We start from the raw sequence: 25,486 nt of genomic DNA, 5'->3' as shown, positions 1-25,486 counted from the left end.
TCTGTGGCGAGGGAGCTTGCTCCCGTTCGGCTGCGCGTAGGAGCTGCCGAAGGCTGCGATCTTTTAATTTGATCGTTCCCACGCTCCCGCGTGGGAACGCCGCCAGGGACGCTCCGCGTTCCACTTCTGCAAGGTGACGCAGAGCGTCACAGGATGCATTCCCACGCAGAGCGTGGGAACGATCAATCCGCACTTGCGGCAGATTTTCCTTCAGATACGTCTTACCGATTGTAAGGAAGCCCCCTACATCAACGTCGGATGTTGCGCTCTAGCTCATCCAGAAACCTACTGCTATTCATATAACTTAATACGCGCGCGCCCTTCAGCACCGCTAACACGCCAGTTAACACCTAAAGCACAATTCCTCTCGGACGGTCGCATGCTATCTATACGAACACTTATTAGGACCGCATGCGAAAAACATACAACGCTTCTAATATTAACCGTCGCGACAATCATCGCACTCAAACTCATCGTACTCGCCCCGCCGCTGTTACTTGGAACCATCATCGACACCCTGCAAGGCAACAGAAATCCAGCAGCCAGCACACTACTCGCCCTGACGACAGGTTTGATTGTCGCGGGATGTATTCATGCCGTCATCACTCCGCTGCAAATCCATGCGCTGTCCAAGCTGGTGCAGAGCATTATCATGAACGCGTCCATTGAGTGGATCACCGAACTCATAGGCAAGGAGTTTTCGTTATTCAACGCCTGGAGGATCGGCCATTTCATCAAATCGGTCGAGCGCGGCATTACGGCTCACGAACAACTGCTGACTTTCATTGTGACCATTGCGCTTCCCGTACTCTTGGAATTCATAGTTGTTGGAGCTGCTTTTATTTACATAGGGGGCAGTGAAATTTTTTTGAGCATGACGGCGTTAGGAATTATCTATCTGGCTGCCACCCACAAAATCATCAGATGGCGGAGAAAGCACATCGATGCAGTCAATGAACAGGAAGATGAATTAAGTGCCCACCTCTACAACACCCTCAACGCGGGAAAAACAATAAAACTGGAAAGTGCCATGGCTACGGCCCTGCGCCCGTTGAACGCGGCGTTCGGAAGCTATGCCAACGCTGCGGTGACTACGGCATCATCTGGCGGCCTGCTGAGCACCGCCAAGATACTGTTCGTCAGCCTTTCCACTGGGGGATTGCTTTACTGGGGCGTCGTGGACCAACTGTCGGGGCAGCCCAGTATCAGCATCGGGCAGCTGGTTGCCATTTTTTCAATCGCGGGGAGTTATCTGCTGAGTATTTCAACCTTGACTGAAGGGTATCGTGTTCTTGATCAGTTCCTTGCAGACCAGCGCCAATTTCAGGGTCTGCTATCACTTCCGGATTTCGATTGCAGCAATCGGCTGGCGCGGGTTGATTTCCAGCGATCCTCAGTCCTGGAGCTCGGCCCCTGCGAAGTGGCAGGAACGGGACCGGTTCGCCTGTCGATCAAGCGCTCCCTGGCATTTACTCAAGGGCAGTCAGTGGCCGTTACGGGCCCTAGCGGCGCAGGCAAAACCACTTTTCTGGAAGTCCTCGCCGGGCTTGATGCATCAACGCGAGACCAACTGAGTATCGACTCGGCACCGGTCTCACTCTTGACCGGTCAAGCGCACTTGGAGGCCTTGAGGTACTGCCCCCAACAACCACGGTTCCTGGAAGGCTCTTTTGAACAATCGGTTCTGTTCGGAGGCAATGCATCGCCGGTGTTGTCTAGAGCCATACGGCAATTGGAACTGGATGAAATCGTGGCAACACGGCAGGTCAGCGAAAATGCATCGAATATCTCCGGAGGCGAAGCCAAACGCCTATCGCTGCTGCGCCTGATCAACAAGCCCGGAAAATTCAATATGTTTGACGAGCCAAGCGCATCCATCGAACCCAGGCTGACCACGCCCCTTTGGGACCTGTTATTCGACGTTTTTGCCGGGCAGGGGTTGATCTGTGTCACCCATGACGTTGACCACCTGCATCGGTTTGACCGGGTCATTGTGATGCATGACGGGACAATCGTAGACGATGGTCCGTGGCGGGAGCTGATCGACAGGCCAGCGGTCAGGCTGCTGGTGGATGAGATTCGGATGCAGAACTAGCGAAATAGGGTGATGGATCTGCTGCCGCCATCGCGAGCAAGCTCGGCTCCCACAGGTTTTGTGGTTTGCCTAGGATTTAAGGAATGTCACAAGTCCCTTGTGGCGAGGGAGCTTGCTCCCGTTCGGCTGCGCAGCAGTCGCAGGCCCGGCGGGCGCGGTGTGTCTGGGAACCGCGCCGGCTCGGTTTGGGGCTGCTGCGCAGCCCAGCGGGAGCAAGCTCCCTCGCCACGGTGGTTATGTCGGTTGACGGGTTTCGATGTTGTCCAGTGCACGGTTCGCCAGCAGGCTGCCCAGTTCGATCAGTTGCTGAATGCCCAGGAGGAAATGCCGGCGTGAACCGTCCAGGTCGAAAGCCAGGTCATTGACCATGGCATTGGCCGAAGCCAGGGTTTCGCTGAGGTTGGCTAGCAGGCTTTCGGTGTCGATGTCTTTGTTGACGGTGAAGAGTTGGCCGGGGGCGGGTTCTGCTTCGGGTTTGTCCGGTTTGGGGTTCAGGTAATGGTCGAGGACTCGGTCGGTGACTTCGTCGTGTTTTTGAGACTTGGTTTTTGAACGCGGTGACGTTGGATCGGTGTTCGGTGGGTTCGGGGTTACTTTGAACATGAATGAATCTCCAAATCAGAAAAAGGAGACCATCAACCTCGCTACCAAACGAAGGTGGCGGTCATACGCGGGTTGGTAGACCGGTGACTTGGAGAACCGGCGCGTCCGAAGACGCCCTGCGCATGACCGCCATAAAACAGATACCAAAAAGGCCTCTGTTACAGGGGCTGTGCGACAAGTCAAAAGCCGGGCTACCAAACCCGATCGCTGATTCATCAGCGACCCGAAAACGATAGAACCTGCCTCCCAAGCGCACAAGCCGGCGAATTCTGGCGCAGTTGTAGGCAACGGCGCAAGACAACGTAGCCTGTTCCAGAGCACTCCTACATCCCGATAAACACCCCTTCACTTTGTGGGTGCTTCGCACTGGAGCGCCAGCCCGGTCAAGCGGGAGCAAGCTCCCTCGCCACGGGGTAAGTGCGCCTGTCGGGTGGGATTCATGGCAAGCAAACCCACCCCCACAATCTTTCCAAGCCGATCACAATTCACACGGCCAATCAAAATCCCGTTAGTCGCCACCCCCTGCCATGCATTAAAGTAACGCCCCCAGCCCCGGCGTTATCCGAACGTCCGGGGCCACCCTTTCCAGGAACAGTCACCGATGGAACATCGTGAAGCGCTGCTTGCGCTGCGAACCTTTCTTTCAACGCAGATTCTCGGCCAGGAAAAACTCATCGAGCGCCTGCTCATCGCCCTGCTCGCCGACGGCCACATGCTGGTGGAAGGCGCGCCGGGGCTGGCCAAGACCAAGGCCATCAAGGAGTTGGCCGAAGGGATCGAAGCGCAATTCCATCGCATCCAGTTCACCCCCGACCTGCTGCCCGCCGACATCACCGGCACGGAAATCTATCGCCCGGAAACCGGCAGCTTCGTGTTCCAGCAAGGACCGATCTTCCACAACCTGGTGCTGGCGGACGAAATCAACCGGGCCCCGGCCAAGGTCCAGTCGGCCTTGCTGGAGGCGATGGCCGAGCGGCAGGTCAGCGTCGGGCGCAGCACTTATGAACTGTCGCCGCTGTTCCTGGTGATGGCCACGCAGAACCCGATCGAGCAGGAAGGTACCTACCCGCTGCCTGAAGCCCAGCTCGACCGCTTCCTGATGCACGTCAAGATCGGATTTCCCGATGCGGCGGTAGAACGCCGTATCCTGCAACAAGCCCGGGGTGAAGCGCTGAACGGCGAAACCAAGCCCGAACGCCGCGTGAGTCAGCAAGCGATTTTCTCCGCCCGCAAGGAAATCCTCGGGTTGTACATGGCCGATGCCGTGGAGGAATACCTGGTGCAACTGGTCATGGCCACCCGCACACCGGCCAAGTTCGACCCGGAGATGGCCGAGTGGATCGCCTACGGTGCCAGTCCGCGGGGTTCCATCGCCCTGGACCGTTGCGCCCGTGCCCACGCCTGGCTGGCCGGACGTGATTTCGTCAGCCCGGAAGACATCCAGGCCGTGCTGTTCGACGTGCTGCGCCATCGCATCATCCTGTCGTTCGAAGCCGAAGCCGCCGGCATCGACCAGGACCGGGTCGTGCAGCGGATTCTCGACGTCGTCGCTGTCGCTTGAGCATGCGTCATGAATAACCCACTGGCGCCCGCACCGGGCATCCGCGTCAGCCTTTCGGAGCTGATCGAGATGCGCCATCGCGTGCGTGAAGTGCAGTTGTTCTCGACCCCGGGCCAACGCAGCCCGTTGATCGGTTTGCACCATTCCAAGCTACGCGGACGTGGAGTGGATTTCGATCAGGTGCGGGTCTACCAGGCCGGCGACGATGTGCGCACCATCGACTGGCGCGTCACCGCCCGGACCCAGGAGCCCCACACCAAACTGTTCCACGAAGAACGGGAGCGGCCGATCTTCATCATGATCGAGCAAAGCCACCGGTTGTTCTTCGGCTCGGGACTGGTGTTCAAGTCGGTGCTCGCGGCCCAGGCCGCCAGCCTGATCGGCTGGGCCGCGCTGGGCCACAATGACCGGGTCGGCGGGCTGGTATTCGGCGATAACAGCCATTACGAGGTCAAGCCCCGGCGCAGCAAACAGAGCCTTCTGCAACTGCTCAACCGCCTGGTGCGGGTCAATCAGTCGCTGCACGCCGAAGGCGAACCGGATCGCGACTCGTTCGGCATCGCCCTGCGCCGAGCCCGGGAAGTGCTGCGGCCCGGCAGCCTGGTGATCGTGATTTGCGACGAACGTGCGCTGTCCGACAGCGCCGAGCAACAGCTGAGCCTGCTGTCGCGCCATTGCGACCTGTTGCTGCTGCCGCTGTCGGACCCGCTGGATCACGCCCTGCCCGCCGCCGGGTTGCTGCGTTTCACCCAGCGCGGCTCACAGTTGGAGCTCGACACCCTGAATTTCGAACTGCGCCAGGCCTATCGCGCCCAGGCCGAGGCGCGCCAGGAACGCTGGGAGATACTGGCCCAGAAGCTGCGGATCCTGATGATGCCCCTGAGCACCCAGGGCGACATGGTCGAGCAGTTGCGTGAATACCTGAACCCCAAGCGGGCCGGGAAAAGCCGATGAGCAGCCTCGATCAATTGCAGCCACTGATGGCGCCGCCGCCTATCGGCTTCTGGCCGCCCGCGCCGGGCTGGTGGCTGCTGCTGGCGTTGATCCCATTGCTGGGCTTGGGCCTGTGGCAGCTGCGCCGGTTCATTCCGGTCAAGCGCACCGCCGCCCGCGCCGAACAACCCCTGGACCCGGTACGCCTGGCCGCCCTGGCCGAACTCGCCCTGCTGCCCAAGCCCTACGACGGCGCGCCGGCCGGGGCCTGGTTGCAACAGCTCAACGGGCTGCTCAAACGCCTGTGCCGCAACCACTACCCCTACAGCCAGAGCCACACCCTCAACGGGCGTAAATGGCTGGCTTTCCTGGATAACCGCTGCCCGGCCGCCGGCCTGACGCGCTGGATGATACTGGTGGAGGGTGCCTACAAACCCGAATGCAAACTCGATGACAAAGCCATCGCCGGCCTGACCCAAGCGGTCGAAATCTGGATCCGCAAACATGTTTGAATTCGCCTGGCCGTGGATCTTCGCCCTGCTGCCGCTGCCCTGGCTGATGCGCCTGGTGCTGCCGGCGGCCGACAGTGGCGAGCCGGCGCTCAAGGTCAGTTTCCTGGGGGATCTTGAAGGTTTGGTGGGCCGTCGGGCCCGGGCCCATCTGCCGACCTGGCGGCAACAGGCGCCCTTCATCCTGCTCTGGCTGCTGTTGCTGATCGCCGCCGCCCGCCCCCAATGGTTGGGCGAACCGCTGCCGATTGCCGCCAGCGGCCGTGACCTGCTGGTGGCGGTGGACGTTTCGGGCTCCATGGACTTTCCCGACATGCAGTGGAAGGACGAAGAGGTCAGCCGCCTCGCGCTGGTCCAACACATGCTGGGGGATTTTCTCGAGGGCCGCGAAGGTGACCGGGTCGGTCTGATCCTGTTCGGCAGCCAGGCCTATCTGCAAGCACCGCTAACCTTTGACCGCCGCACCGTGCGAAGTTGGCTGGACGAAGCACGCATCGGCATCGCCGGCAAGAACACCGCCATTGGCGACGCCATCGGCCTGGCCCTCAAGCGCCTGCGCCAGCGCCCGGCCCACAGTCGCGTGCTGATCCTGGTCACCGACGGTGCCAACAACGGTGGCGAAATCGACCCGCTGACCGCTGCGCGGCTGGCCGCCGACGAAGGCGTGAAGATCTACCCGATCGGCATCGGCGCCGACCCGGAGCAAAGCGGTACGGCGGGCTTTTTGGGCGTCAACCCGAGCCTGGACCTCGACGAACCGACCCTCAAGGACATCGCCCAGGTCACGGGCGGGCGCTATTTCCGCGCCCAGGACGGCGAACAGCTGCTGGCGATCAAGACCACCCTCGATCAGCTCGAACCGGTGACCCAGCAACCGACCCAGGCCCGCCCGGCCCTGGCGCTTTATCACGGGCCCCTGGTCCTTGCGCTGCTGTTGAGCGTGTTGCTGGTGGCGCGGGAACGTTGGCCGGATAACCCGCTGCAACGCCTGTTCAACCGAGCGCTGTTCCAGCCGAGCCAATCTACCGAATGGCGGCAGCGACTCAAGCGCCTGCGCTTGCGGAGGCGTCGATGATCGCCCTCTGGCCACACTGGCTGCGCCCCTGGTTCGTCTTGCTGCTGCCGTTGCTGGGCTGGTTGCTCTGGCAGCTGTGGCATCGACAGAAACGCGTAGGCCGCTGGCAGATGATCTTGCCGCCGGCCTTTCATGCCGTGCTGCTCAGTGGTGGCAGTGGCCGTGAAAGCAGATTGCCGTGGATCGCCCTGGGCCTGGGTTGGTTGTTGGTGGTCCTTGCGTTGCTGGGACCGAGCTGGGCACGGGTCGAACAGACCAGCCAGAAACCTGCCGACCCGCTGGTAGTGGTGCTGGAGCTGACCCCGGAAATGCTCGCCACGGACGTTCCGCCCACGCGCCTGGAACAGGCCCGGCGCAAGGTGCTGGACCTGCTGCAAAACCGCAGCGACGCCCAGACCGCGATCATCGTCTATGCCGGCAGCGCCCACACGCTGGTGCCGCTGTCCGATGACCTGTCCACCAGCGCCAACCTGCTCGAAGCCCTCGCGCCGTCGATCATGCCGCAAAGCGGCCACCGCGCCGATCTGGCGGTCCACAAGGCCCTGACCCTGCTGAACCAGGGCGAACTTGGCCACGGTCGGATCCTGCTGATCGGTTCGTCGTTGAACGAGCAGGAACGCCAAGGCATTCGCCAGGCCCTGGACGGTTCTGCCACGCAATGGCTGATGCTGGGCATCGGCACCCGCGAAGGCACACCGGTGGCCCAGGAGGATGGCAGTTATCTCAAGGACGCCCAAGGCGCGATTCTGCTGCCGCGCCTGGACAGTCCGGGCCTCAAGGCCTTCGCCAATGAGCTGGACGGTCGTTACCGTCCGGCGCGCCTGGACGACAGCGACCTGCGCGGCCTGGGCCTGCTGGACGGCCCTCGCCACCTGCGCAGCGACGGCCAGACATTGCGCCTGGACACCTGGGCCGACCAAGGCTACTGGCTGCTCCTGCCGCTGTTGCTGCTGGCCGCTTGTGCCGGGCGTCGAGGCTGGCTGTTCTGCCTGCCGCTGCTGCTGGTGTTGCCGCAGACCGGCCATGCCTTCGAACTCCAGGACCTGTGGTTGCGTCCCGACCAACAGGGCCAGCACCTGCTCAAGCAGAAACGCCCGGCCGAGGCCGCCGCGCATTTCGAAGACCGCCAATGGCAAGGCGTCGCCCTGTACGAAGCCGGCGACTACAGCGAAGCCGCCCGGCGCTTTGCCGAAGGCATCGACGCCCGCGCCCATTACAATCGTGGCAACGCCCTGGCCAGGAGCGGCGAACTGGAAGCCGCGCTGGATGCCTATGAACAGGCCCTGGAGTTGCAACCGGACCTGCGCCCCGCCCAGACCAACAAGGCGCTGGTGGAAAGCCTGCTGAAAGAACAGGCGCCGCCACCGCAGGAGCCCAAGCCTGCCGAAAGCGAGCCAGCAAGCCCCGCCGAGCAATCGCCGGATGCCGAGACCGCCACCCAGTCTTCGGAGCCGGGACAACCCTCTTCCGAGAGCAGCGCGACACCGGACGAGTCCCAGCCGCCCCGGACAGCGCAACCGCCCACGGCCCAGGATGTGCCGGGCAGTGAATTGCCCGATGAACAGACCACCACCCCACCGCTGCGGCCCGCCGCTGGCCAACGCAACGAAGAAGAACAGCGCCAGGCCCTGGAACAATGGCTGCGCCAGATCCCGGATAACCCAGGGGAGCTGCTACGGCGTAAATTCTGGTATGAACAGCAAAGCCATCAGGCCCAGGGAAAAACCCAATGACCCGCTTCACCGCCTACCTCCTCATGTTGCTGCTCTGGACCTCTGGGACCCAGGCTGCACAGCTGACTGCCAATGTGGACCGCAGCCGCCTGAACTCCGGGGAAACGGTGGAACTGACCCTGGAATCCAATGACGCCACCCTGTTCGGCAAACCCGATTTGAACCCGCTCCAGGCACTGTTCGAGGTACGGGGCACCCGCCAGGTCAACCAACTGACCACCCTCGACGGCGAGAACCGTGCCACCACCCGCTGGATCGTGACCCTGTTGCCGCGCCAAAGCGGCACCGTGGTCATCCCGCCCTTGCAACTGGGCGAAACGAGCAGCCAGCCGATCACCCTGCAAGTGATCGAAAGCGAAACCCGCAACGCCTCCGGCAACCTGGCGCCGGTGTTCATCGAGGCCAGCCTCGACCAGGCCCAGGTGTACGTGCAGGCCCAGGCGATCCTGACCCTGCGCATCTACCATTCGGTGTCGCTGTACGACGACAGCAGCCTGACGCCGCTGCACATCCCCGACGCCCGCACCGAACAACTGGGCGAATCGCGCACCTATGAAAAAGTCATCAACGACGTGCGCCACGGCGTGATTGAACTGCGTTATGGCATCTACCCGCAGCGCAGCGGCGAACTGACGATTCCGGCCCAGACCTTCAGCGCCACCTTGGTCGAACCGGTGGCCCAGGACGCAGTGCCTTCCGGGCCCAAGCCGGGCCAGTTGATGCGCGTCAGTTCCGAGCAATTGCGCCTGACCGTCAATCCCAAGCCCGCCAGCTACCCGGCCGACGTGCCCTGGTTGCCGGCCCGCAGCCTGTCCTTGAGCGAGAGCTGGAGCCCGGAACCGACCCACAGTCAGGTGGGCGATTCCCTGACCCGCAGCCTGACCCTGGAAGCCGAAGGCCTGGCCAGCGCCCAGCTACCGCCGCTGCCAGCCACTGAGATCAACGGCCTGCGGCGCTACCCGGACCAACCAGTCCTCAGCAGCCGCAGCAGCGAACGCGGACTGGTGGGCAGCCGTGAAGACCGCGAGGCCCTGGTGCCCAATCGCAGTGGCACCATCGAGCTGCCGCCGGTGGAAGTGGTCTGGTGGAACACCCTGGAGAACCACCTGGATCGCACCAGTCTTCCAGCACGAACCCTGCAGGTGGCGAACAACCCGAGCCTGATGGTGGACACGCCGGCGGGCACGGCGCAGATCGTGACGACGGTCGACAGCGACATGCTCTGGTACTGGCAACTGAGTACCCTGGTCCTGGCCTGCACGACCGTGCTGGGCTTCGCCCTGTGGTGGCGCGGCCGCTGGCAGCCGGCCATCCTGCGCTCGACCCAGGCCGGACCGAGCCCGCGCACCCTGCTGGACGACCTCAAGCGCACCTGCCTGGCCAACGACCCCCATGCTACGCGCCAGGCCCTGGACGCCTGGGCCCGCCAGCAACCGGAAACCCTGGCCGACATGGCGGCGCGCTTCGTGCCACTGTCCGACGCCCTCGACGGCCTCAATGGCGCGCTCTACAGCGAGACCGGCCAGCACTGGCAGGGCGAAGACCTATGGCGCGCCATCCGCACCATCCCGCCCACCGAGGGAGCGTTGGCCTCGGCCGGTGATTCCGGGTTGCCGCCGTTGTACCCCAAATAACTCACGCATTCATGCAGAGTAATAAAGCCGGCCACAGCACCTGTGGCGAGGGGATTTATCCCCGCTGGGCTGCGAAGCGGCCCCAACACTGTCGACTCCATCAAACAGACAAATGGAGATGTAAGGTCCCAAGGCTGCTTCGCAGCCTATCGGGGATAAATCCCCTCGCCACAGAGTTGGCTCCAGATTCGATCGGGACATCCAACGAAGTTGAGCAGGTCCTCCCCGCCGTTTCCCAGTAAACTCTCCTTCTTTTAGCCGCCCCTCTTCACGCGGCCATCACCTGTTTTCTGGAGTTCACCTTGCGTCTGTTTCACACCTCCGACTGGCACCTGGGGCAAAACCTCCACGGTCAGGAACGCGACTTCGAACACGCCTGCTTCCTCGACTGGCTGCTGCGCCAGCTGGCCAGCGAAAAGCCCGATGTGCTGCTGATCGCCGGCGATATCTTCGACACCGTGAACCCGCCGGTCAAAGCCCAGGAGCGCCTGTACGACTTCATCGTCAGCGCCCATGAACAAAACGCCAGCCTGACCATCGTGATGATCGCCGGCAACCACGATTCCGGCTCGCGGATCGAACTGCCGGCGCCCTTGATGCGACGCTTGCGCACCCATGCCCTGGGCCGAGTGTTGTGGCTGGACGACGGCCAATTGGACGTCGAGCGCCTGCTGCTGCCGTTACCCGACGCCAAGGGCAAGGTCAAGGCGTGGTGCCTGGCCCTGCCGTTCCTGCGACCCGCCGAAGTCACCGGCGCGCAGTTGGGCGACGACTACCTGCGGGGCATTGGCCAGGTCCATGAATGGCTGATCGCCGCCGCCAACGGCAAGCGCAAGAAAGGCCAGGCGCTGATCGCCATCAGCCATGCCCACATGGCCGGTGGCTCGGTGTCCGAGGATTCCGAACGCAGCCTGATCATCGGTAACGCCGAGGCGCTGCCCGCCAGCCTGTTCGGCCCGAGCATCAGCTACGTCGCCCTCGGCCACTTGCACAAGCCGCAGAAGGTCAACGGTGAAGAACGCATCCGCTACAGCGGCTCGCCGATCCCATTGTCGTTCTCGGAGATTGGCTATCAGCACCAGATTCTCGACGTCACCCTGGACGGCGAAACCCTGGTCAAGGTCGAGCCCCGGCTGATTCCCCGCGCCGTCAACCTGCAACGCCTGGGCCCCGCGCCGCTGGCCGAGATCCTGGGGCAACTCAAGGATCTGCCCGACATCGACCTGTTGGCCGATGTCCAGCGCCAGCCCTGGTTGGAAGTACGAGTGCGTCTCGACGAGCCGCAGCCAGACCTGCGGCATCAGGTTGAAACCGCCCTGCAAGGCAAAGCCGTGCGCCTGGTGCGGATAGCCGCCGAGTACGCCGGCAACGGTGCCAGCGGGAGCGCCGATGACGGCGCCGCGCTGATCGAGCTGGATCAACTCAGCCCACAGGAACTGTTCAGCCGCGCCTGGCAGGACACCTACGGCAACGACGTGGACGAACAGACCCTCAAGGACTTTGCCGTGCTGTTGCAAGACGTGCAGATGGAGAGCGAGCAGCCATGAAGATTCTCGCCATCCGCCTCAAGAACCTCGCCTCCCTGGCCGGGCCTTTCGAGATCGATTTCACCGCCGAACCCTTGGCCAGCGCCGGTCTGTTCGCCATCACCGGCCCTACGGGCGCCGGCAAGAGCACACTGCTCGATGCCTTGTGCCTGGCGCTGTTCGGTGCGGTGCCGCGCCTCAACAACACCGCGCGCGATGCCAAGGTGCCGGATGCCGACGGCGACATTGCCACGGGCGATCCGCGCACGCTGCTGCGCCGTGGTACCGGCGACGGTTATGCCGAAGTGGATTTTCGCGGCATCGACGGGCGCCGCTATCGGGCCCGCTGGGAAGCCAATCGCGCCCGGGAAAAGGCCGGCGGCAAGTTGCAAGCCAGTCGCCAGAGCCTGCGGGACCTGGACAACGATCAACTGCTGGCGAGCCAAAAAGGCGAATACAAGATCCAACTCGAAGCGGCCCTTGGCCTGAATTTCGAACAGTTCACCCGCGCCGTGCTGCTGGCCCAGAGCGAGTTCAGTGCGTTCCTCAAGGCCGATGACAACGAGCGCAGCGAACTGCTGGAAAAACTCACCGACACCGCCCTCTACACCCGCCTCGGGCGCCGCGCCTTCGACAAGGCCAAGCACGCCAAGGAAACCCACAAACAGTTGCAGGACCAGGCCACTGGCGTCACGCCGCTCGCTCCCGAGGCCCGGGCCGAGCTGGACCAGCGCTTCAACGAAGCCCAGCAGCAACTCAAGGCCCAACAAGCCCAGCTCAAGCAGCTGGAGCAGCAACACACCTGGCTCAAGGACCTGCGCCAGTTGCAGGACGAACAGAGCAGCGCCGCCGAGCAACTGCAACAGGCCCAAGCCGATTGGACTACGCTGGCAGACGAACGCCTGAAACTGACCCGCCTGGAACAACTGGCGCCCCAGCGGCATCAGTTCATTCGCCAGACGGAACTGAACCGGCAGCTCGAACCCCTGGCGGCGCAGATCCAGCAGCTCACCCAGCAGCAGATCGACCTGCATGCCCAACAAGCCGAACTGGAAAAGGCCCTGGAGGACGCGCATCAGGCGCTGACCAGCGCCCGCCAGCAAAGCACCGACAGCGCGCCGTTGCTGCGTCAGGCCTTCGACGAGCAGAGCACCCTCGCCCGCCTGGCCCAGGACGCGAGCCTCAGCGCCGAACGCCAGGAACAGGCGCAACAAGCCTGTAGCGAAGGCCAGCGTACGATCGACACCTTGCTCGACCAGCAAAAACAAGTGGCCGAACGTTTGCAGCGCATCGCTGGCGAGCTTGAACAAAGCAGCCACCTGGCGCCGCTGAGCGATGCCTGGAACGCCTATCGCGATCGACTCCAGCAGTTGATGCTGATCGGCAATCGCCTGAACAAGGGCCAGGCCGAACTCGCCACACTGGAGCACAGCGCCGCGCGAGCCGCCGAAGACCTGGCGACCCGTCGGCAAGACCTCGAAGTCCTCTACAAAGAAGCCGGCGCCGAACCGCAAGCGGTGGCCGAACAGATCCAGTTGCTCGGCAACCTGCTGCAAGACAATCGCAAGCAACTGCGAGCGTTCGAAGAGCTGGCCCGGCTCTGGGCCAGCCAGCAAGAACTGGACAAACGCGGCGCCGAGCTTGAGCAACGCCAACAAGTGGCATTGCAGGAACGCGACCGGTTGGTGCGTGAAGGCGGTGAAGCGAAGGCCGAACTGACGATTGCCGAACAGACCCTGAGCGTCACCCGTGAACTGCTGGAGCGCCAGCGCCTGGCCCGCAGCGAAAGCGTCGAGCAACTGCGCGCGCAGTTGCAGGACGAGCAACCTTGCCCGGTGTGTGGCAGCGTCGAGCATCCTTATCATCAGCCCGAAGCGCTGCTGCAAAGCCTCGGTCGTCACGATGAAAACGAAGAGGCCAACGCCCGCAAAGCGGTCGAGCGGCTCAATGAAAAAGTCATCGACCTGCGCACGCAATACAGCGGCGTCATCGCCCAGCTCAAGGAGCTCAAACAGCAGCAGGAACAGCTCGCCAGCCAGCAACAGAGCCTGGCCCCCAGCCTGGAAGCCCACCCATTGTCGGCGCAACTGCTGGCCCAGGATTCAAACCAGCGTGATACCTGGCTGGCCCAGCAGAACAGCCAGCTGCATCAGCACATCAGCCAGGACGAACAACGGCAAACCGCCCTGCTGACCCTGCAACAGGATGCCGCGCGCCTCGCCCAACAACTGCGCGATGCCGAAACGGCAAGCCAGCAGGCAGCACAGCAGCTGAGCAACCAGCAACAGGAACTGGCCCGTGATCGCCAACGCCTGGACGATGAGTTGAGCCACTTCAGCGCCCTGTTGCCGGCCGACACCTTGCAGGCCCTGCGTACTGAACCGGCCGCCACGTTCATGCAGCTCGACCAGCAGATCGCCCAGCGCCTGGAACAACTGGAACAGCAGCGCGACGAACTCAGCGAACAGCTCCAGCGCCAGCAGACGTTGGAGAAAGAGCAGGACCGCCAGCAGACCCGCGTGCAGCAATTGGAAGCGGCGCGCCAGCAATTCAGCGCCCTGACCGAGCAACAGCAGGCCTGCCAACAAACACTCACGCAACGACTGGGCGCACACACCAGCGCCGAACAGTGGCAGCAACAACTTGACCAGGCCCTCGAACAGGCTCGCCATGCCGAGGCGACAGCCAATCAACAACTGCAGGAATTGCGTAACAACCTGGTGCAACGGGCCGCCGAACTCAAGGCCCGCCAGGAACAAGCCCAATCATTGGGCGCAGAGCACCAGGCGCTGGCCACTGGCATCGCACAATGGCGCGCTTGCCACCCGGAACTGGACGATGCTGCGCTTGAAGCCTTGCTCAGCCTGGATGAGCAGCACGTCAGCCAATTGCGTCAGCGCCTGCTCAACAGCGAAAAAGCCATCGAGCAGGCCCGTGTGCTACTGACCGAACGCGAGCAGCGTCTGCAAAACCACCAGGCCCAGCACAACGGCAACCTGGCGCCCGAGCAACTCGCCGAAGCCCTCGCCGAACTGCAAACTCAATTCGCCGCCAGCGAACAGCGTTGCGCCGAACTGCGCGCCGAACAGGCCGAGGATCAGCGCCGGCAGAACGCCAACCAGGCCCTGGCCCAGCAGATCGAACAGGCCTATGTCGAATATCAGCGTTGGGCGCGGCTGGATGCGTTGATCGGTTCAGCCACTGGCGACCGTTTCCGCAAACTGGCCCAGGCCTACAACCTCGACCTGCTGGTGCACCACGCCAACACCCAGCTACGGCAATTGGTTCGTCGCTACCGACTCAAGCGCGGCGGCAGCATGCTTGGGCTTTTGGTGATGGACACGGAGATGGGCGATGAACTGCGCTCGGTGCATTCGTTGTCCGGCGGCGAAACCTTCCTGGTCTCCCTCGCCTTGGCGCTGGGCCTGGCCTCGATGGCGTCCAGCACGCTGAAAATCGAGTCGCTGTTCATCGATGAAGGGTTTGGCAGCCTCGATCCCGAGTCCCTGCAACTGGCGATGGATGCCCTTGATGGGTTGCAGGCCCAGGGCCGCAAGGTCGCGGTGATTTCCCACGTGCAGGAAATGCACGAGCGGATCCCGGTGCAGATCCAGGTCCGCCGCCAGGGCAACGGGTTGAGCACCGTGGAGGTGAAATGAGCCGCGCCACGCTCTATTCCTTCCGCCGCTGCCCCTACGCAATGCGAGCGCGCATGGCCTTGCGCTACAGCGCGGTCAAGTTGGAAATTGTCGAAGTCAGCCTGAAGGCCAAGCCTGCCGAGATGCTCGCATTGTCCAGCAAAGGCACGGTGCCGGTGCTGCAGGTTGAGGGCCGGGTAATCGATGAAAGCCTGGAGATCATGGCCTGGGCCTTGGCCCGGCATGATCCGCAAGACTGGCGGCTGCTGGACGATCCTGTGGGCCAGGCGTTGACGGCGGCGTTGATCGAGGAAAACGATCATCGATTCAAGCTTCACCTGAATCGCTACAAGTACCCCGAGCGTCACCCTGAACAACCGATGGAGCATTATCGGGCCGAGGGCGAGGTGTTCCTGGGTCGGCTGGAAACGCTGCTTGAAGCGCGGCCATTCCTGGCGGCGGCTCACCTGAGCCTGGCCGATGTGGCGCTGATGCCATTCGTGCGCCAGTTCGCCCATGTCGACCGCGAATGGTTTGCCCAGGCGCCCTACCCGCATTTGCAGCGGTGGTTGCAGCGGTTCCTGGAGTCCGAGCTGTTCGTGGCGATCATGGCCAAGTAACGGCCTGCACATCACCCTGTGGCGAGGGGATTTATCCCCGCTCGGTTGCGCAGCAACCGTAAAAAACAGGGGTCGCTTCGCGACCCAGCGGGGATAAATCCCCTCGCCACAAAGGCCCCCGCTCCCCTGCGAACAAACTTATTCAGTCGCTAAGCAAGCTCAGCAATCGCTCCCGAGCCACTTCCAATTCACCGGAATCCGGTTGGGCCGCCGAGACAATCGGGGTGGAATAGAGAAACAGCAACATCACTGCCAGACGCATTGCCATGGTGTCGATCCTTGTCCGCAAAGGAGTCAATTTGTCAGCGTCAAATTTAAACACATGGCCAAGTGATATTACAGCTGGATTTTTCCAGAAACGGCGAAGCCTGCGATCTTTTCTCTTTCACCCGGTGTTCGGTGAAGATGAAAAGATCGCAGGCTTCAGTCGTTGCGCGAGATTTCAGTGTTGGGTCTTGTGGTCCAGCGCCGCATAGAAGTTGGCACTTTGTTGCAGGTATTTCTCGGTGTAGCTCTGGGTACGGTTTTTCTTGTCGCTGATCTCGACACTGGCATTGGCGGGCAGCGCCACGGTGGCAGAGATGGCGGAAGCGGCGATCACGGAGAAGAGATTCAGATTCATGGCGGTAGACCTCGGATTCAGTTGGCTGGCTTGCCCGGTTGGGCCGTGAAGCAAACTTACGCGCCGAGGCGTGCTGGCTTGAAATGCTTTGTAATACTAGCCAATATCAGTCTCGTTGATACAACGGCGCAGGCCTTGAAAAACAAGGCCTGCGGTCTATTGCCGCACGATGAATTTCAAGTCGCTCGGCGCATCGATCGGCATTTTCTGCACGGTTTTACCCAACAGGCCGGTCTTGGGATCGCGCTCGACCACCACGATCTGGTTGCTCTTCTGGTTGGCAATCAGCAGGAATCTACCGCTCGGATCGAGGCTGAACTCCCGAGGATGGTCGCCTTCTACGGAACGTCGCTGCAGCTCTTTCAGCGTGCCGGCGGCCGGATCGATGGCAAACACCAGCACTTCGTTGGTGGTGCCGCGATTGCTGACGTAGAGGAACTTGCCGTCCTTGGACGCATGCAGCGCAGCCGCCGCCCTACCCGCCTGCGGCTTGCCGGCCGCGAGGTCGACCAACTGGCGCTGGGTCAGGCGCCCGTCCTGGTAATCGAACACGGCCACTTGCGCGGTCATTTCCATGGTCAGCCAGGCGTGCTTGCCATCGGCGCTGAACAGCAAGTGCCGTGGGCCACTGCCGGGGGGCAATTGCACGAAGGCCGGATTGGCGGCAGTCAGCGGCAATTCGGGATTGGCCTTGGGATCGTAGCGGTAGATGAACACCTTGTCCGCCCCCAGGTCGTTGGCGAACACATACTTGCCATCCGGCGAAGACACTGCCGAGTGCACGTGGGCCGACATCTGCCGCTCGGGATTGACCCGGCTCGGCTGGTGGCTGCTCAGTTGCACCACCGGCGACAGCTTGCCGTCGGCGCCCACTGGCAATACCGCCAGGGTGCCGCCCGGGTCTTCCACGACCGAATAGTTGCTGACCAGCAGATGCCGGCCATCACCGCTGAGGCTGGAATGGGTCGGCTCGTTGCCCAGGGACTGCACCTGATTGATCAGGCTCAGTTGCTGGGTTTTCGGGTCGATGGCGTAGCTGCTGACCTTGCCCACCGGGTCTTTCTGTCCCGGCCCGTTTTCGTTGACCACGAACAGCCGGGTCATATCGCTGGACAGCGTCAGCCAGGAAGGATTGTCAGTCTTGATCACTTGCAACGGGTTGGCATCGAGCTGGCCGGTGCGGCTGTCGAATTGCAACCGGTAGATGCCCTGGCTCTGGCCGGCGGTGTAGGAACCCACCAGCAGTTGATGGCGCTCGTTGGTGTCTGCCTGGACGCCCATGGCGCCCATGGCGCCCAGGCTGCCGGCCATCAACAACGGCCAGAGGCTACGCATTTTCATCTTCGTCGTCCTCATCATCAGCGTGGCCACTGGTGGCTTCCACGCATTCCAGATGGTGGTCGCCGGAGTCACTGGTGATGATCCAGTGATTCGAGGCCTTGTCGAACGTCGCGGCCTGCATTTGCGCCGGCGTGAAGCGCCAGTGCTCGAGGGTGCGGCCGTTCATGCACTCGACGTGCAGTTGGTCCTGCTCGTCGAGCTCAAAATTGAATGCGTGCAGCCCGTCGATAATCAGCATGTCGCAGGAGTTGAGGGCTTGCAGCAGGGGGGCGGTTACGGCAGTCATGGTGATCAGTCGGTCGTTGGGAAAGTTGTCATGATAACCCAATGGGCGAGTGGACCTTGGGCCATCACTTCAAAAGGGATGTTGACCGGACAATCGCCATCGCGAGCAAGCTCGCTCCCACAATCAGGATTCAGTGAATACAGATCTTGTATTCACAAAAGATCCAGTGTGGGAGCGAGCTTGCTCGCGATGGCGGCAGTCCATCAACCCTCAATGCAACTGCCCCACCGCGATCCTCAGAGCGCCTCGCGCCCCGGCACGCCATCCACCAAACGCAGGATGCCCAGCGGGTTGGCGTTTTTCAGCGGCTCCGGCAGCAGGCTGTCGGGATAGTTCTGGAAGCACACCGGGCGCAGGAAACGATCGATCGCCAGGGTCCCCACCGAGGTCCCCCGGGCATCGGATGTCGCCGGGTAAGGCCCGCCGTGGACCATCGAATCACATACCTCGACACCGGTCGGATAACCGTTGAGCAGGATGCGGCCGACCTTCTGCTCCAGCAGCGGCGTCAATTCGCTGAACCGTTCGAAATCCGCCGGCTCGCCAATCATCGTCGCGGTCAGTTGACCGTGCAGGCCGTTCAGCGCAGCGCTGAGCTGCGCCTGGTCCGCCACTTCGACAAACACCGTGGTCGGGCCGAACACTTCTTCCTGCAACGCCTCGTCACCGTTGATCAACAGGCTGGCATCGGCCTTGAACAGCTGCGGCTGGGCCTGGTTGCCCTGCTGCTCGCGCCCGGCCAAGTGCTCGATGCCTGGGTGAGCCAGCAGCTTCTGCAGGCCCTTGCCGTAGCTTTGCAGCGTGCCGGCGTTGAGCATGGTCTGGGGCGCCTGGTCGCCGATCAGCGCGGCCACTTGCTGGGTGAACGCGGTGAACTGCGGCGAACGGATGCCGATCACCAGGCCAGGATTGGTGCAGAACTGACCGCAGCCTTGCACCACCGAGGCGGTCAAGTCACGCGCAATGCTCTCGGCGCGGGCCTCCAGCGCTTGCGGCAACACGATTACCGGGTTGATGCTCGACATCTCGGCAAACACCGGGATCGGTTGCGGCCGTGCGGCGGCCATGTCGCACAGGGCACGCCCGCCCCTGAGGGAACCGGTGAAGCCCACGGCCTGGATCGCCGGGTGCTTGACCAGCCACTCGCCGACACCACCGCCGTAGATCATGTTGAACACACCGGCCGGCATCGCGGTTTTTTCCGCCGCGCGGATGATCGCATCGGCCACGTGCTCGGCGGTCGCCATGTGACCGCTGTGGGCCTTGAACACTACCGGGCAACCGGCGGCCAGGGCCGACGCGGTGTCACCACCGGCCGTGGAAAACGCCAGGGGAAAGTTACTGGCGCCGAACACCGCCACCAGCCCCAGGCCGATGCGGTACTGACGCAGGTCCGGACGTGGCAACGGCGTGCGTTCCGGCAAGGCGCGGTCGATACGCGCACCGTAGAAATCGCCACGACGCAGCACCTTGGCGAACAGGCGCATCTGGCCGCTGGTGCGACCGCGCTCGCCCTGGATCCGTGCCGCCGGCAACGCGGTTTCACGGCAGACCACGGCCACGAACTCATCGCCCAAGGCGTCCAGTTCATCGGCAATGGCTTCGAGGAACTCGGCCCGGCGCACCGCGCTCAGGCTCCGGTAGGCCGGATAAGCCGCAGCCGCGGCCTTGGCGGCAGCATCGACTTCTTCGGCCGTGGCCTGGATGAAATCATGGGGCAAGGCCTCGCCGGTGCTGGCGTCGACGCTTTGCAGGCGGGTCTGGCCGGCCGCGCTGCGCGCCCCGCCGATGTAGTTGTGACCAAGGATCTGGTTCATCGCAAGTCTCCTTTTAAAGTGTGCCGATAGTACCCGGGTTGAACACCGCGTCTACCGGGGCAATGCCATTGACCAGCGGCGCGCCGAATTCAGCCTGGCTGATTTCGAACACATCCCCCGGCTGGGTGCGGATACCGTCGGCGAACGACAGGGTCGCGGTGCCGAAGAAATGAACGTGCACGTCCCCCGGGCGCAGGAACTGACTGTACTTGAAGTGATGGAACTCCAGGTTTTCGAGGCTGTGGCACATGTTCGCCTCGCCGCTGAGGAATTCGTTCTGCCACAGCACTTCGCCATTGCGCAGGATACGACTGGTTCCGGAAAGATGTTGAGGCAGTTCACCGACGCGAAGTTCCGGACCAAAACTGCAGCTGCGCAATTTCGAGTGGGCCAGGTACAGGTAATTCTTGCGCTCCATGACGTGGTCGGAGAACTCGTTGCCCACCGCGAAGCCCAGGCGATAGGGCTTGCCGTCGTGGCCGATGACATACAGGCCGCTGATTTCCGGCTCTTCACCGGCGTCTTCGGCAAAAGGTGGCAGCGGGAACGGATGGCCCGGACGGACCACAATGCTGCCGTCCCCCTTGTAGAACCATTCCGGTTGCACGCCAGCCTGTCCGGCCTGGGGTTTACCGCCCTCCACGCCCCATTTGAAAATGCGCATGGTGTCGGTCATGGCGCTTTCGTCGCCAGCCTGCTGGTGCATCTTGTCCCGGGCCGAGGCGCTGCCCAGGTGGGTCAGGCCGGTGCCGCTGACCAGCAGGTGCGCCGGATCCGGGTGATCCAGCGGAGGCAGGATGCGCAGCTCAGCGAGCAACCGGGCGTAGTCATGGCCGGCGCCCAGGCCCAGGCTGTTGACCTGCTGCTCCAGCTTCACGCCCGCCTCGATGGCCGCCAGCGCCAGGTCGCGCACGCTAGCGGCGCCCTGCACTTCCCGCACCTGCTCGCCGTCGACCACACCGACGCGGCGTTCGCCATTAGGCAATTCGAACTGAACTAAACGCATATCTTTTCTCCTTGTAAGCAAAACTTGAATAGGCGTAGCAGGCTTTTGTGGCGAGGGGATTTATCCCCGCTGGGCTGCGAAGCAGCCCCCAAACAGCAACTCGGTGTGCCAGGAAGATTGAGTTCGCTACTTTAGGGCTGCTGCGCAGCCCAGCGGGGATAAATCCCCTCGCCACAAAAGCTCGCTCCCACAGTGACCTCAGGTACGCGTCGCCCCCCGGGCACTGGCCGCGAACTGATCCGCCGGCAGCACATGCTTGCGCTCCAGCAACCGATACACCACCCCGGTCAACACCAGGCCGAACAGCATCACGCAGGACAGGAAATACAGCCCCGAAGCCAGGTTACCGGTGTACTCCTTCAGCGCACCGATCACGAACGGCCCGATGTAGCCACCCAGGTTGCCCACCGAGTTGATCAGCGCAATACCCGCCGCCGCACTGGCGCCGGCAAAGAAACGCCCCGGCAAGGTCCAGAACACCGCGGTGCAGGAAAACAGCGCGAACGCCACCAGGCACAGCGCCGCCAGTTGCAGCACCGGCACCGACAGCCAGGCGCTGAGGAATAGGCCAATGGCGCCCAATACATAGAGCACGGCCAGATGACCGTAGCGATCATTCAAGCGGTCGGAGCTGCGGGGAATGATCAGCAAGCCGATGATGCCAAAGATGTACGGCACCGATGACACGAAACCGGTCACCAGGTCGCTGCCACCGAACTGCTTGATCAGCGTCGGCAGCCACAGGCCCAGGCCGTAGATGCTCAGGGTCACCGGCAGGTAGAACAGCGCCAGCAACAGGACCCGCTTGTCCTTCAGGGCGTGCAGCGGGTTGCCGTGGCGGGTCTGGCCGTATTCCTGCAAATCTTTTTTCAGCTCACCGGCCAGCCAATCCTTCTCGGCCTGGTCCATCCACTTGACCTGTTGCGGGCCATCGGGCAGGTAACGCAGCACCGGCCAGGTCAACAGCACCGCCGGCAGGCCGATGACGATGAACAACCACTGCCAGCCGTGCAGGCCCAGGATGCCGTCCATGCCCAGCAAGCCGCCGGACACGGGGCCGGTGATCATCATTGCAATAGGTTGGGACAGAATGAACAGGCCCAGGATCTTGCCGCGATGGCGCACCGGGAACCACTGGGTGATGTAGTACAGCACACCCGGGAAGAACCCGGCTTCGGCCGCGCCGAGCAAAAAGCGCATCACATAGAAGCTATGAGGCCCCTGCACGAACGCCATGCCAATGGTAATGGCGCCCCAGGTGATCATGATCCGGGCGAACCAGCGCCGGGCACCGTAGCGTTCCAGCATCAGGTTGCTGGGGATCTCCAGCAGGAAGTAACCAATGAAAAACAGCCCTGCCCCCAGGCCGTAGGCGGCGTCGCCGATGCCGAGGTCGGCGCCCATGTGCAGCTTGGCAAAGCCCACGGCAGAGCGGTCCACGTAGGCGATCAGGTATAGCAGGATCAGGAAGGGAATCAGTTTCAGCGTGATGCGACGAATAAGCCGCAATTCCTGGCTCATGGGACCGGTCTCCGATTGTTGTTGTTATGGAACCTCGGGGGATTTCTCTCGCGAATGACCGCCAGGACAATCCCTCCGTTGAATCGGACTATATAGTAATACTATTTACCCAACAACACTTCCAAACCGCGTAAATTGCGCTTATGTTACGCTCACGCTAGAACAATATAGTCATACAATAAGAGAATCGATCATGTCTGATAAGAAACCCTCCCTGCGCTCGGCCCAATGGTTTGGCACCGCCGACAAAAACGGCTTCATGTACCGCAGCTGGATGAAAAATCAGGGCATCGCCGACCATCAGTTCCACGGCAAGCCGATCATCGGCATCTGCAACACCTGGTCGGAGCTGACGCCGTGCAACGCGCATTTCCGCCAGATCGCCGAGCACGTCAAGCGCGGTGTGATCGAGGCCGGGGGCTTCCCGGTGGAATTCCCGGTGTTCTCCAACGGCGAGTCGAACCTGCGCCCTACCGCCATGCTGACCCGCAACCTGGCGAGCATGGACGTGGAGGAAGCGATTCGCGGCAACCCGATTGACGGCGTAGTGCTGCTCACCGGTTGTGACAAGACCACCCCCGCCCTGCTGATGGGCGCCGCCAGTTGCGACGTGCCGGCCATCGTCGTCACCGGCGGGCCGATGCTCAACGGCAAGCACAAAGGCCAGGACATCGGTTCGGGCACCGTGGTCTGGCAATTGAGCGAGCAGGTCAAGGCCGGCACCATCACCATTGACGATTTCCTCGCGGCCGAGGGTGGCATGTCCCGTTCGGCCGGCACCTGCAACACCATGGGCACCGCCTCGACCATGGCCTGCATGGCCGAAGCCCTCGGCACGTCGCTGCCACACAACGCGGCCATTCCGGCGGTGGATGCGCGCCGCTATGTGCTGGCCCATATGTCCGGCATGCGCGCCGTGGAAATGGTCCGTGAAGACCTCAAGCTGTCGAAGATCCTGACCAAGGAAGCCTTCGAAAACGCCATCCGGGTCAACGCGGCCATCGGCGGTTCCACCAACGCGGTGATCCACCTCAAGGCCATCGCCGGACGCATCGGCGTGCAACTGGACCTGGACGACTGGACCCGCATCGGTCGCGGCATGCCGACCATCGTCGACCTGCAACCGTCCGGACGCTTCCTGATGGAAGAGTTCTACTATGCCGGCGGCCTGCCAGCGGTACTGCGGCGTCTTGGCGAAGCCAATCTGATCCCTAACCCGAATGCCCTGACCGTCAATGGCAAGAGCATCGGCGAGAACACCAAGGACGCACCGATCTACGGCCAGGATGAAGTCATCCGTACCCTGGACAACCCGATCCGCGCCGACGGCGGCATCTGCGTGCTGCGCGGCAACCTGGCGCCATTGGGAGCGGTGCTCAAGCCGTCCGCCGCCACCGCCGAGCTGATGCAGCATCGCGGTCGCGCCGTGGTGTTCGAGAACTTCGACGAGTACAAGGCCCGGATCAACGATCCGGAACTGGATGTGGACGCCAGCTCGATCCTGGTGATGAAGAACTGCGGGCCCAAGGGTTATCCGGGCATGGCCGAAGTCGGCAACATGGGCTTGCCGGCCAAGCTGCTGGCCCAGGGCGTGACCGACATGGTGCGGATTTCCGATGCGCGCATGAGCGGCACCGCCTACGGCACCGTGGTCTTGCACGTGGCACCGGAAGCCGCAGCCGGCGGGCCTCTGGCCGCGGTGAAGGAAGGTGACTGGATCGAGCTCGATTGCGCCAGCGGTCGCCTGCACCTGGACATCCCGGACGCCGAACTCGCCGCCCGCCTGGCCGACATCGTTCCTCCGCAGCAACTGCTGGTGGGCGGCTACCGCCAGCTGTACATCGACCATGTGCTGCAGGCCGACCAAGGCTGTGACTTCGACTTCCTGGTGGGCTGCCGCGGCGCCGAGGTGCCACGCCACTCCCACTGACACTTGATTCATGCTCAACAGAAGGTCCTGTGGGAGCGGGCTTGCTCGCGAATGCGGTGTGACAGTCAACCCAAATGTTGAATGTTCAACCGCATTCGCGAGCAAGCCCGCTCCCACATTTGGATCTTCTCTGAGCTCCAGACCGTGCTCGCACTAGCGACCCGCCATCGCCGCGCCTGCTATCATGCGCGGCACCCCCTCGCACAGGATCGCGCCGCTCCCCATGGATTACCGTAAACCCTCCGACCGCAAGAGCATGCACGCGCGCATCGTCCAGGAATTGGGCATGCAGATCGTTTCCGGGCGTTTCAAGCCGGACGATAAACTGCCCGCCGAAGCCTTGTTGTGCGAGGAATACGCCGTCAGCCGCCCGGTGTTGCGCGAGGCCACCCGCGTGCTGGTCGCCAAGGGCCTGGTGTATTCGCGCCCGCGGGTGGGCACGGTGGTCAAGCCTCGGCGGGAATGGCACATGCTCGACCCGGATGTCCTGCATTGGCTGATGCAGAGCAGCCCGCAGAATGAATTCTTCAACCTGCTGACCAGCGTACGCAGCATCATCGAGCCAGCCGCCGCGGCCCTCGCCGCCCAGTTCGCCGACGAGGCCGACATCGCCGCCATCCGCGAAGCCTACCAGCGCATGGAAGCGGCACCGACCCCCGAAGCCGTGCTGCAACCGGACCTGGACTTCCACAGCCGCATCGCCGACGCCACCCATAACGACCTGCTCGCCAACCTGTGCAACATGTTGTCGGTCGCCATCGCCGAAGCGCTCAAGCATTCCAACCAGCGGCCCAACCTACATGAACTGGCGATGCCACGGCACAAGGCGATCCTCACCGCCATCGAGAACCGCGACGCCCTCGGTGCACGCCATGCCACCCTGGTGCAACTGGACGATGCCCGCAGTGCGCTGAACGTGGTGTTGGGCGCCGATCCTTCCTGATAGCTGGCCTGGCCCATCCGTGGCCTGGCACGCACTCCAGCCGCCGTGGCGGTATCTATGTACCGCCCGCACAAGCCCAGAGATCGATACTTT

General features: G+C 62.8%; 20 protein-coding genes. 12 read left to right on the top strand and 8 right to left on the bottom strand.

The genetic code is table 11. The annotated features are described in order from the left end of the window. Nucleotides 1–379: 379 nt before the first annotated feature. Nucleotides 380–2,095: an ATP-binding cassette domain-containing protein gene (locus LOY70_RS12980; protein WP_265037238.1), complete on the top strand. Its 1,716-nt coding sequence runs from the start codon at nt 380–382 to the stop codon at nt 2,093–2,095. Nucleotides 2,096–2,329: 234 nt separating this feature from the next. Here the strand turns inward: LOY70_RS12980 and LOY70_RS12975 are convergent, their stop codons facing one another. Beyond that, entirely contained in the window at nt 2,330–2,698 is a 369-nt protein-coding gene (locus LOY70_RS12975; RefSeq protein WP_063320767.1) for a DUF6124 family protein, read from the bottom strand. 601 nt (nt 2,699–3,299) lie between these two features. Here LOY70_RS12975 and LOY70_RS12970 point away from each other — a divergent pair. From LOY70_RS12970 to LOY70_RS12930, 9 genes are all read left to right on the top strand, one after another. Continuing rightward, on the top strand, nt 3,300–4,259 hold the full coding sequence (locus tag LOY70_RS12970; protein WP_025213310.1) for an AAA family ATPase: 960 nt from the start codon (nt 3,300–3,302) through the stop codon (nt 4,257–4,259). Between the two features lie 9 nt (nt 4,260–4,268). After that, on the top strand, nt 4,269–5,213 hold the full coding sequence (locus LOY70_RS12965) for a DUF58 domain-containing protein (RefSeq protein WP_025213309.1): 945 nt from the start codon (nt 4,269–4,271) through the stop codon (nt 5,211–5,213). Then, nucleotides 5,210–5,704 (top strand): DUF4381 domain-containing protein, encoded by a 495-nt coding sequence (locus tag LOY70_RS12960; RefSeq protein ID WP_265037235.1) that lies wholly within the window; start codon nt 5,210–5,212, stop codon nt 5,702–5,704. The genes LOY70_RS12965 and LOY70_RS12960 overlap by 4 nt, the downstream gene beginning before the upstream one ends. Continuing rightward, entirely contained in the window at nt 5,697–6,776 is a 1,080-nt protein-coding gene (locus LOY70_RS12955) for a vWA domain-containing protein (RefSeq protein ID WP_265037233.1), read from the top strand. Before LOY70_RS12960 ends, LOY70_RS12955 begins: the two co-directional genes overlap by 8 nt. After that, nucleotides 6,773–8,509, top strand: coding sequence for a tetratricopeptide repeat protein (locus LOY70_RS12950; protein ID WP_265037231.1), 1,737 nt, complete (start codon nt 6,773–6,775; stop codon nt 8,507–8,509). The genes LOY70_RS12955 and LOY70_RS12950 overlap by 4 nt, the downstream gene beginning before the upstream one ends. After that, entirely contained in the window at nt 8,506–10,143 is a 1,638-nt protein-coding gene (locus LOY70_RS12945; RefSeq protein WP_265037229.1) for a BatD family protein, read from the top strand. Before LOY70_RS12950 ends, LOY70_RS12945 begins: the two co-directional genes overlap by 4 nt. Before the next feature lie 302 nt (nt 10,144–10,445). After that, nucleotides 10,446–11,690 (top strand): exonuclease SbcCD subunit D C-terminal domain-containing protein, encoded by a 1,245-nt coding sequence (locus LOY70_RS12940; protein WP_265037227.1) that lies wholly within the window; start codon nt 10,446–10,448, stop codon nt 11,688–11,690. Then, nucleotides 11,687–15,328, top strand: a complete 3,642-nt coding sequence (locus LOY70_RS12935; protein WP_265037226.1) for an AAA family ATPase — start codon at nt 11,687–11,689, stop codon at nt 15,326–15,328. Before LOY70_RS12940 ends, LOY70_RS12935 begins: the two co-directional genes overlap by 4 nt. Continuing rightward, nucleotides 15,325–15,927, top strand: coding sequence for a glutathione S-transferase (locus LOY70_RS12930; RefSeq protein WP_265037224.1), 603 nt, complete (start codon nt 15,325–15,327; stop codon nt 15,925–15,927). Before LOY70_RS12935 ends, LOY70_RS12930 begins: the two co-directional genes overlap by 4 nt. 142 nt (nt 15,928–16,069) lie before the next feature. Here LOY70_RS12930 and LOY70_RS12925 read toward each other — a convergent pair whose 3' ends face one another. The 7 genes from LOY70_RS12925 to LOY70_RS12895 all read right to left on the bottom strand — a co-directional run bounded on the left by LOY70_RS12925 (nt 16,070) and on the right by LOY70_RS12895 (nt 22,520). Further along, nucleotides 16,070–16,195, bottom strand: a complete 126-nt coding sequence (locus LOY70_RS12925) for a hypothetical protein (RefSeq protein WP_003180680.1) — start codon at nt 16,193–16,195, stop codon at nt 16,070–16,072. A gap of 174 nt (nt 16,196–16,369) precedes the next feature. Further along, a complete protein-coding gene (locus LOY70_RS12920; protein WP_265037221.1) occupies nt 16,370–16,549 on the bottom strand; it encodes a hypothetical protein in 180 nt (59 codons plus the stop codon). Between the two features lie 156 nt (nt 16,550–16,705). Continuing rightward, nucleotides 16,706–17,890 carry a lactonase family protein gene (locus tag LOY70_RS12915; RefSeq protein ID WP_265037219.1) on the bottom strand — a complete coding sequence of 395 codons (1,185 nt, stop codon included), beginning with the start codon at nt 17,888–17,890 and terminating at the stop codon, nt 16,706–16,708. After that, entirely contained in the window at nt 17,877–18,176 is a 300-nt protein-coding gene (locus tag LOY70_RS12910; RefSeq protein WP_265037217.1) for a DUF5629 family protein, read from the bottom strand. Before LOY70_RS12910 ends, LOY70_RS12915 begins: the two co-directional genes overlap by 14 nt. 236 nt (nt 18,177–18,412) lie before the next feature. Further along, a complete protein-coding gene (locus tag LOY70_RS12905; protein WP_265037215.1) occupies nt 18,413–19,993 on the bottom strand; it encodes an aldehyde dehydrogenase (NADP(+)) in 1,581 nt (526 codons plus the stop codon). A gap of 13 nt (nt 19,994–20,006) precedes the next feature. Continuing rightward, entirely contained in the window at nt 20,007–20,999 is a 993-nt protein-coding gene (gene araD1, locus LOY70_RS12900) for an AraD1 family protein (RefSeq protein WP_265037213.1), read from the bottom strand. 198 nt (nt 21,000–21,197) lie between these two features. Beyond that, on the bottom strand, nt 21,198–22,520 hold the full coding sequence (locus LOY70_RS12895; RefSeq protein ID WP_265037211.1) for an MFS transporter: 1,323 nt from the start codon (nt 22,518–22,520) through the stop codon (nt 21,198–21,200). Between the two features lie 193 nt (nt 22,521–22,713). Here LOY70_RS12895 and LOY70_RS12890 point away from each other — a divergent pair, with 193 nt between their 5' ends. Beyond that, nucleotides 22,714–24,450 carry an IlvD/Edd family dehydratase gene (locus tag LOY70_RS12890; protein ID WP_072404531.1) on the top strand — a complete coding sequence of 579 codons (1,737 nt, stop codon included), beginning with the start codon at nt 22,714–22,716 and terminating at the stop codon, nt 24,448–24,450. A 223-nt stretch (nt 24,451–24,673) separates the two neighbouring features. Next, nucleotides 24,674–25,393: a FadR/GntR family transcriptional regulator gene (locus tag LOY70_RS12885; RefSeq protein ID WP_025213296.1), complete on the top strand. Its 720-nt coding sequence runs from the start codon at nt 24,674–24,676 to the stop codon at nt 25,391–25,393. The last annotated feature ends 93 nt before the right edge of the window (nt 25,394–25,486 follow it).

It is taken from the genome of Pseudomonas sp. B21-054, assembly GCF_026016345.1.
Classification (GTDB): Bacteria; Pseudomonadota; Gammaproteobacteria; order Pseudomonadales; family Pseudomonadaceae; genus Aquipseudomonas.
This window is presented reverse-complemented; position numbering and strand designations above follow the sequence as displayed.

Excerpts from the sequence above, each read along its gene's own strand:
- LOY70_RS12980 (WP_265037238.1), top strand. The coding sequence starts at position 380 with ATGCTATCTATACGAACACTTATTAGGACCGCATGCGAAAAACATACA.
- LOY70_RS12975 (WP_063320767.1), bottom strand. The coding sequence starts at position 2,698 with ATGTTCAAAGTAACCCCGAACCCACCGAACACCGATCCAACGTCACCG.
- LOY70_RS12970 (WP_025213310.1), top strand. The coding sequence starts at position 3,300 with ATGGAACATCGTGAAGCGCTGCTTGCGCTGCGAACCTTTCTTTCAACG.
- LOY70_RS12965 (WP_025213309.1), top strand. The coding sequence starts at position 4,269 with ATGAATAACCCACTGGCGCCCGCACCGGGCATCCGCGTCAGCCTTTCG.
- LOY70_RS12960 (WP_265037235.1), top strand. The coding sequence starts at position 5,210 with ATGAGCAGCCTCGATCAATTGCAGCCACTGATGGCGCCGCCGCCTATC.
- LOY70_RS12955 (WP_265037233.1), top strand. The coding sequence starts at position 5,697 with ATGTTTGAATTCGCCTGGCCGTGGATCTTCGCCCTGCTGCCGCTGCCC.
- LOY70_RS12950 (WP_265037231.1), top strand. The coding sequence starts at position 6,773 with ATGATCGCCCTCTGGCCACACTGGCTGCGCCCCTGGTTCGTCTTGCTG.
- LOY70_RS12945 (WP_265037229.1), top strand. The coding sequence starts at position 8,506 with ATGACCCGCTTCACCGCCTACCTCCTCATGTTGCTGCTCTGGACCTCT.
- LOY70_RS12935 (WP_265037226.1), top strand. The coding sequence starts at position 11,687 with ATGAAGATTCTCGCCATCCGCCTCAAGAACCTCGCCTCCCTGGCCGGG.
- LOY70_RS12930 (WP_265037224.1), top strand. The coding sequence starts at position 15,325 with ATGAGCCGCGCCACGCTCTATTCCTTCCGCCGCTGCCCCTACGCAATG.
- LOY70_RS12925 (WP_003180680.1), bottom strand. The coding sequence starts at position 16,195 with ATGGCAATGCGTCTGGCAGTGATGTTGCTGTTTCTCTATTCCACCCCG.
- LOY70_RS12920 (WP_265037221.1), bottom strand. The coding sequence starts at position 16,549 with ATGAATCTGAATCTCTTCTCCGTGATCGCCGCTTCCGCCATCTCTGCC.
- LOY70_RS12915 (WP_265037219.1), bottom strand. The coding sequence starts at position 17,890 with ATGAAAATGCGTAGCCTCTGGCCGTTGTTGATGGCCGGCAGCCTGGGC.
- LOY70_RS12910 (WP_265037217.1), bottom strand. The coding sequence starts at position 18,176 with ATGACTGCCGTAACCGCCCCCCTGCTGCAAGCCCTCAACTCCTGCGAC.
- LOY70_RS12905 (WP_265037215.1), bottom strand. The coding sequence starts at position 19,993 with ATGAACCAGATCCTTGGTCACAACTACATCGGCGGGGCGCGCAGCGCG.
- araD1 (WP_265037213.1), bottom strand. The coding sequence starts at position 20,999 with ATGCGTTTAGTTCAGTTCGAATTGCCTAATGGCGAACGCCGCGTCGGT.
- LOY70_RS12895 (WP_265037211.1), bottom strand. The coding sequence starts at position 22,520 with ATGAGCCAGGAATTGCGGCTTATTCGTCGCATCACGCTGAAACTGATT.
- LOY70_RS12890 (WP_072404531.1), top strand. The coding sequence starts at position 22,714 with ATGTCTGATAAGAAACCCTCCCTGCGCTCGGCCCAATGGTTTGGCACC.
- LOY70_RS12885 (WP_025213296.1), top strand. The coding sequence starts at position 24,674 with ATGGATTACCGTAAACCCTCCGACCGCAAGAGCATGCACGCGCGCATC.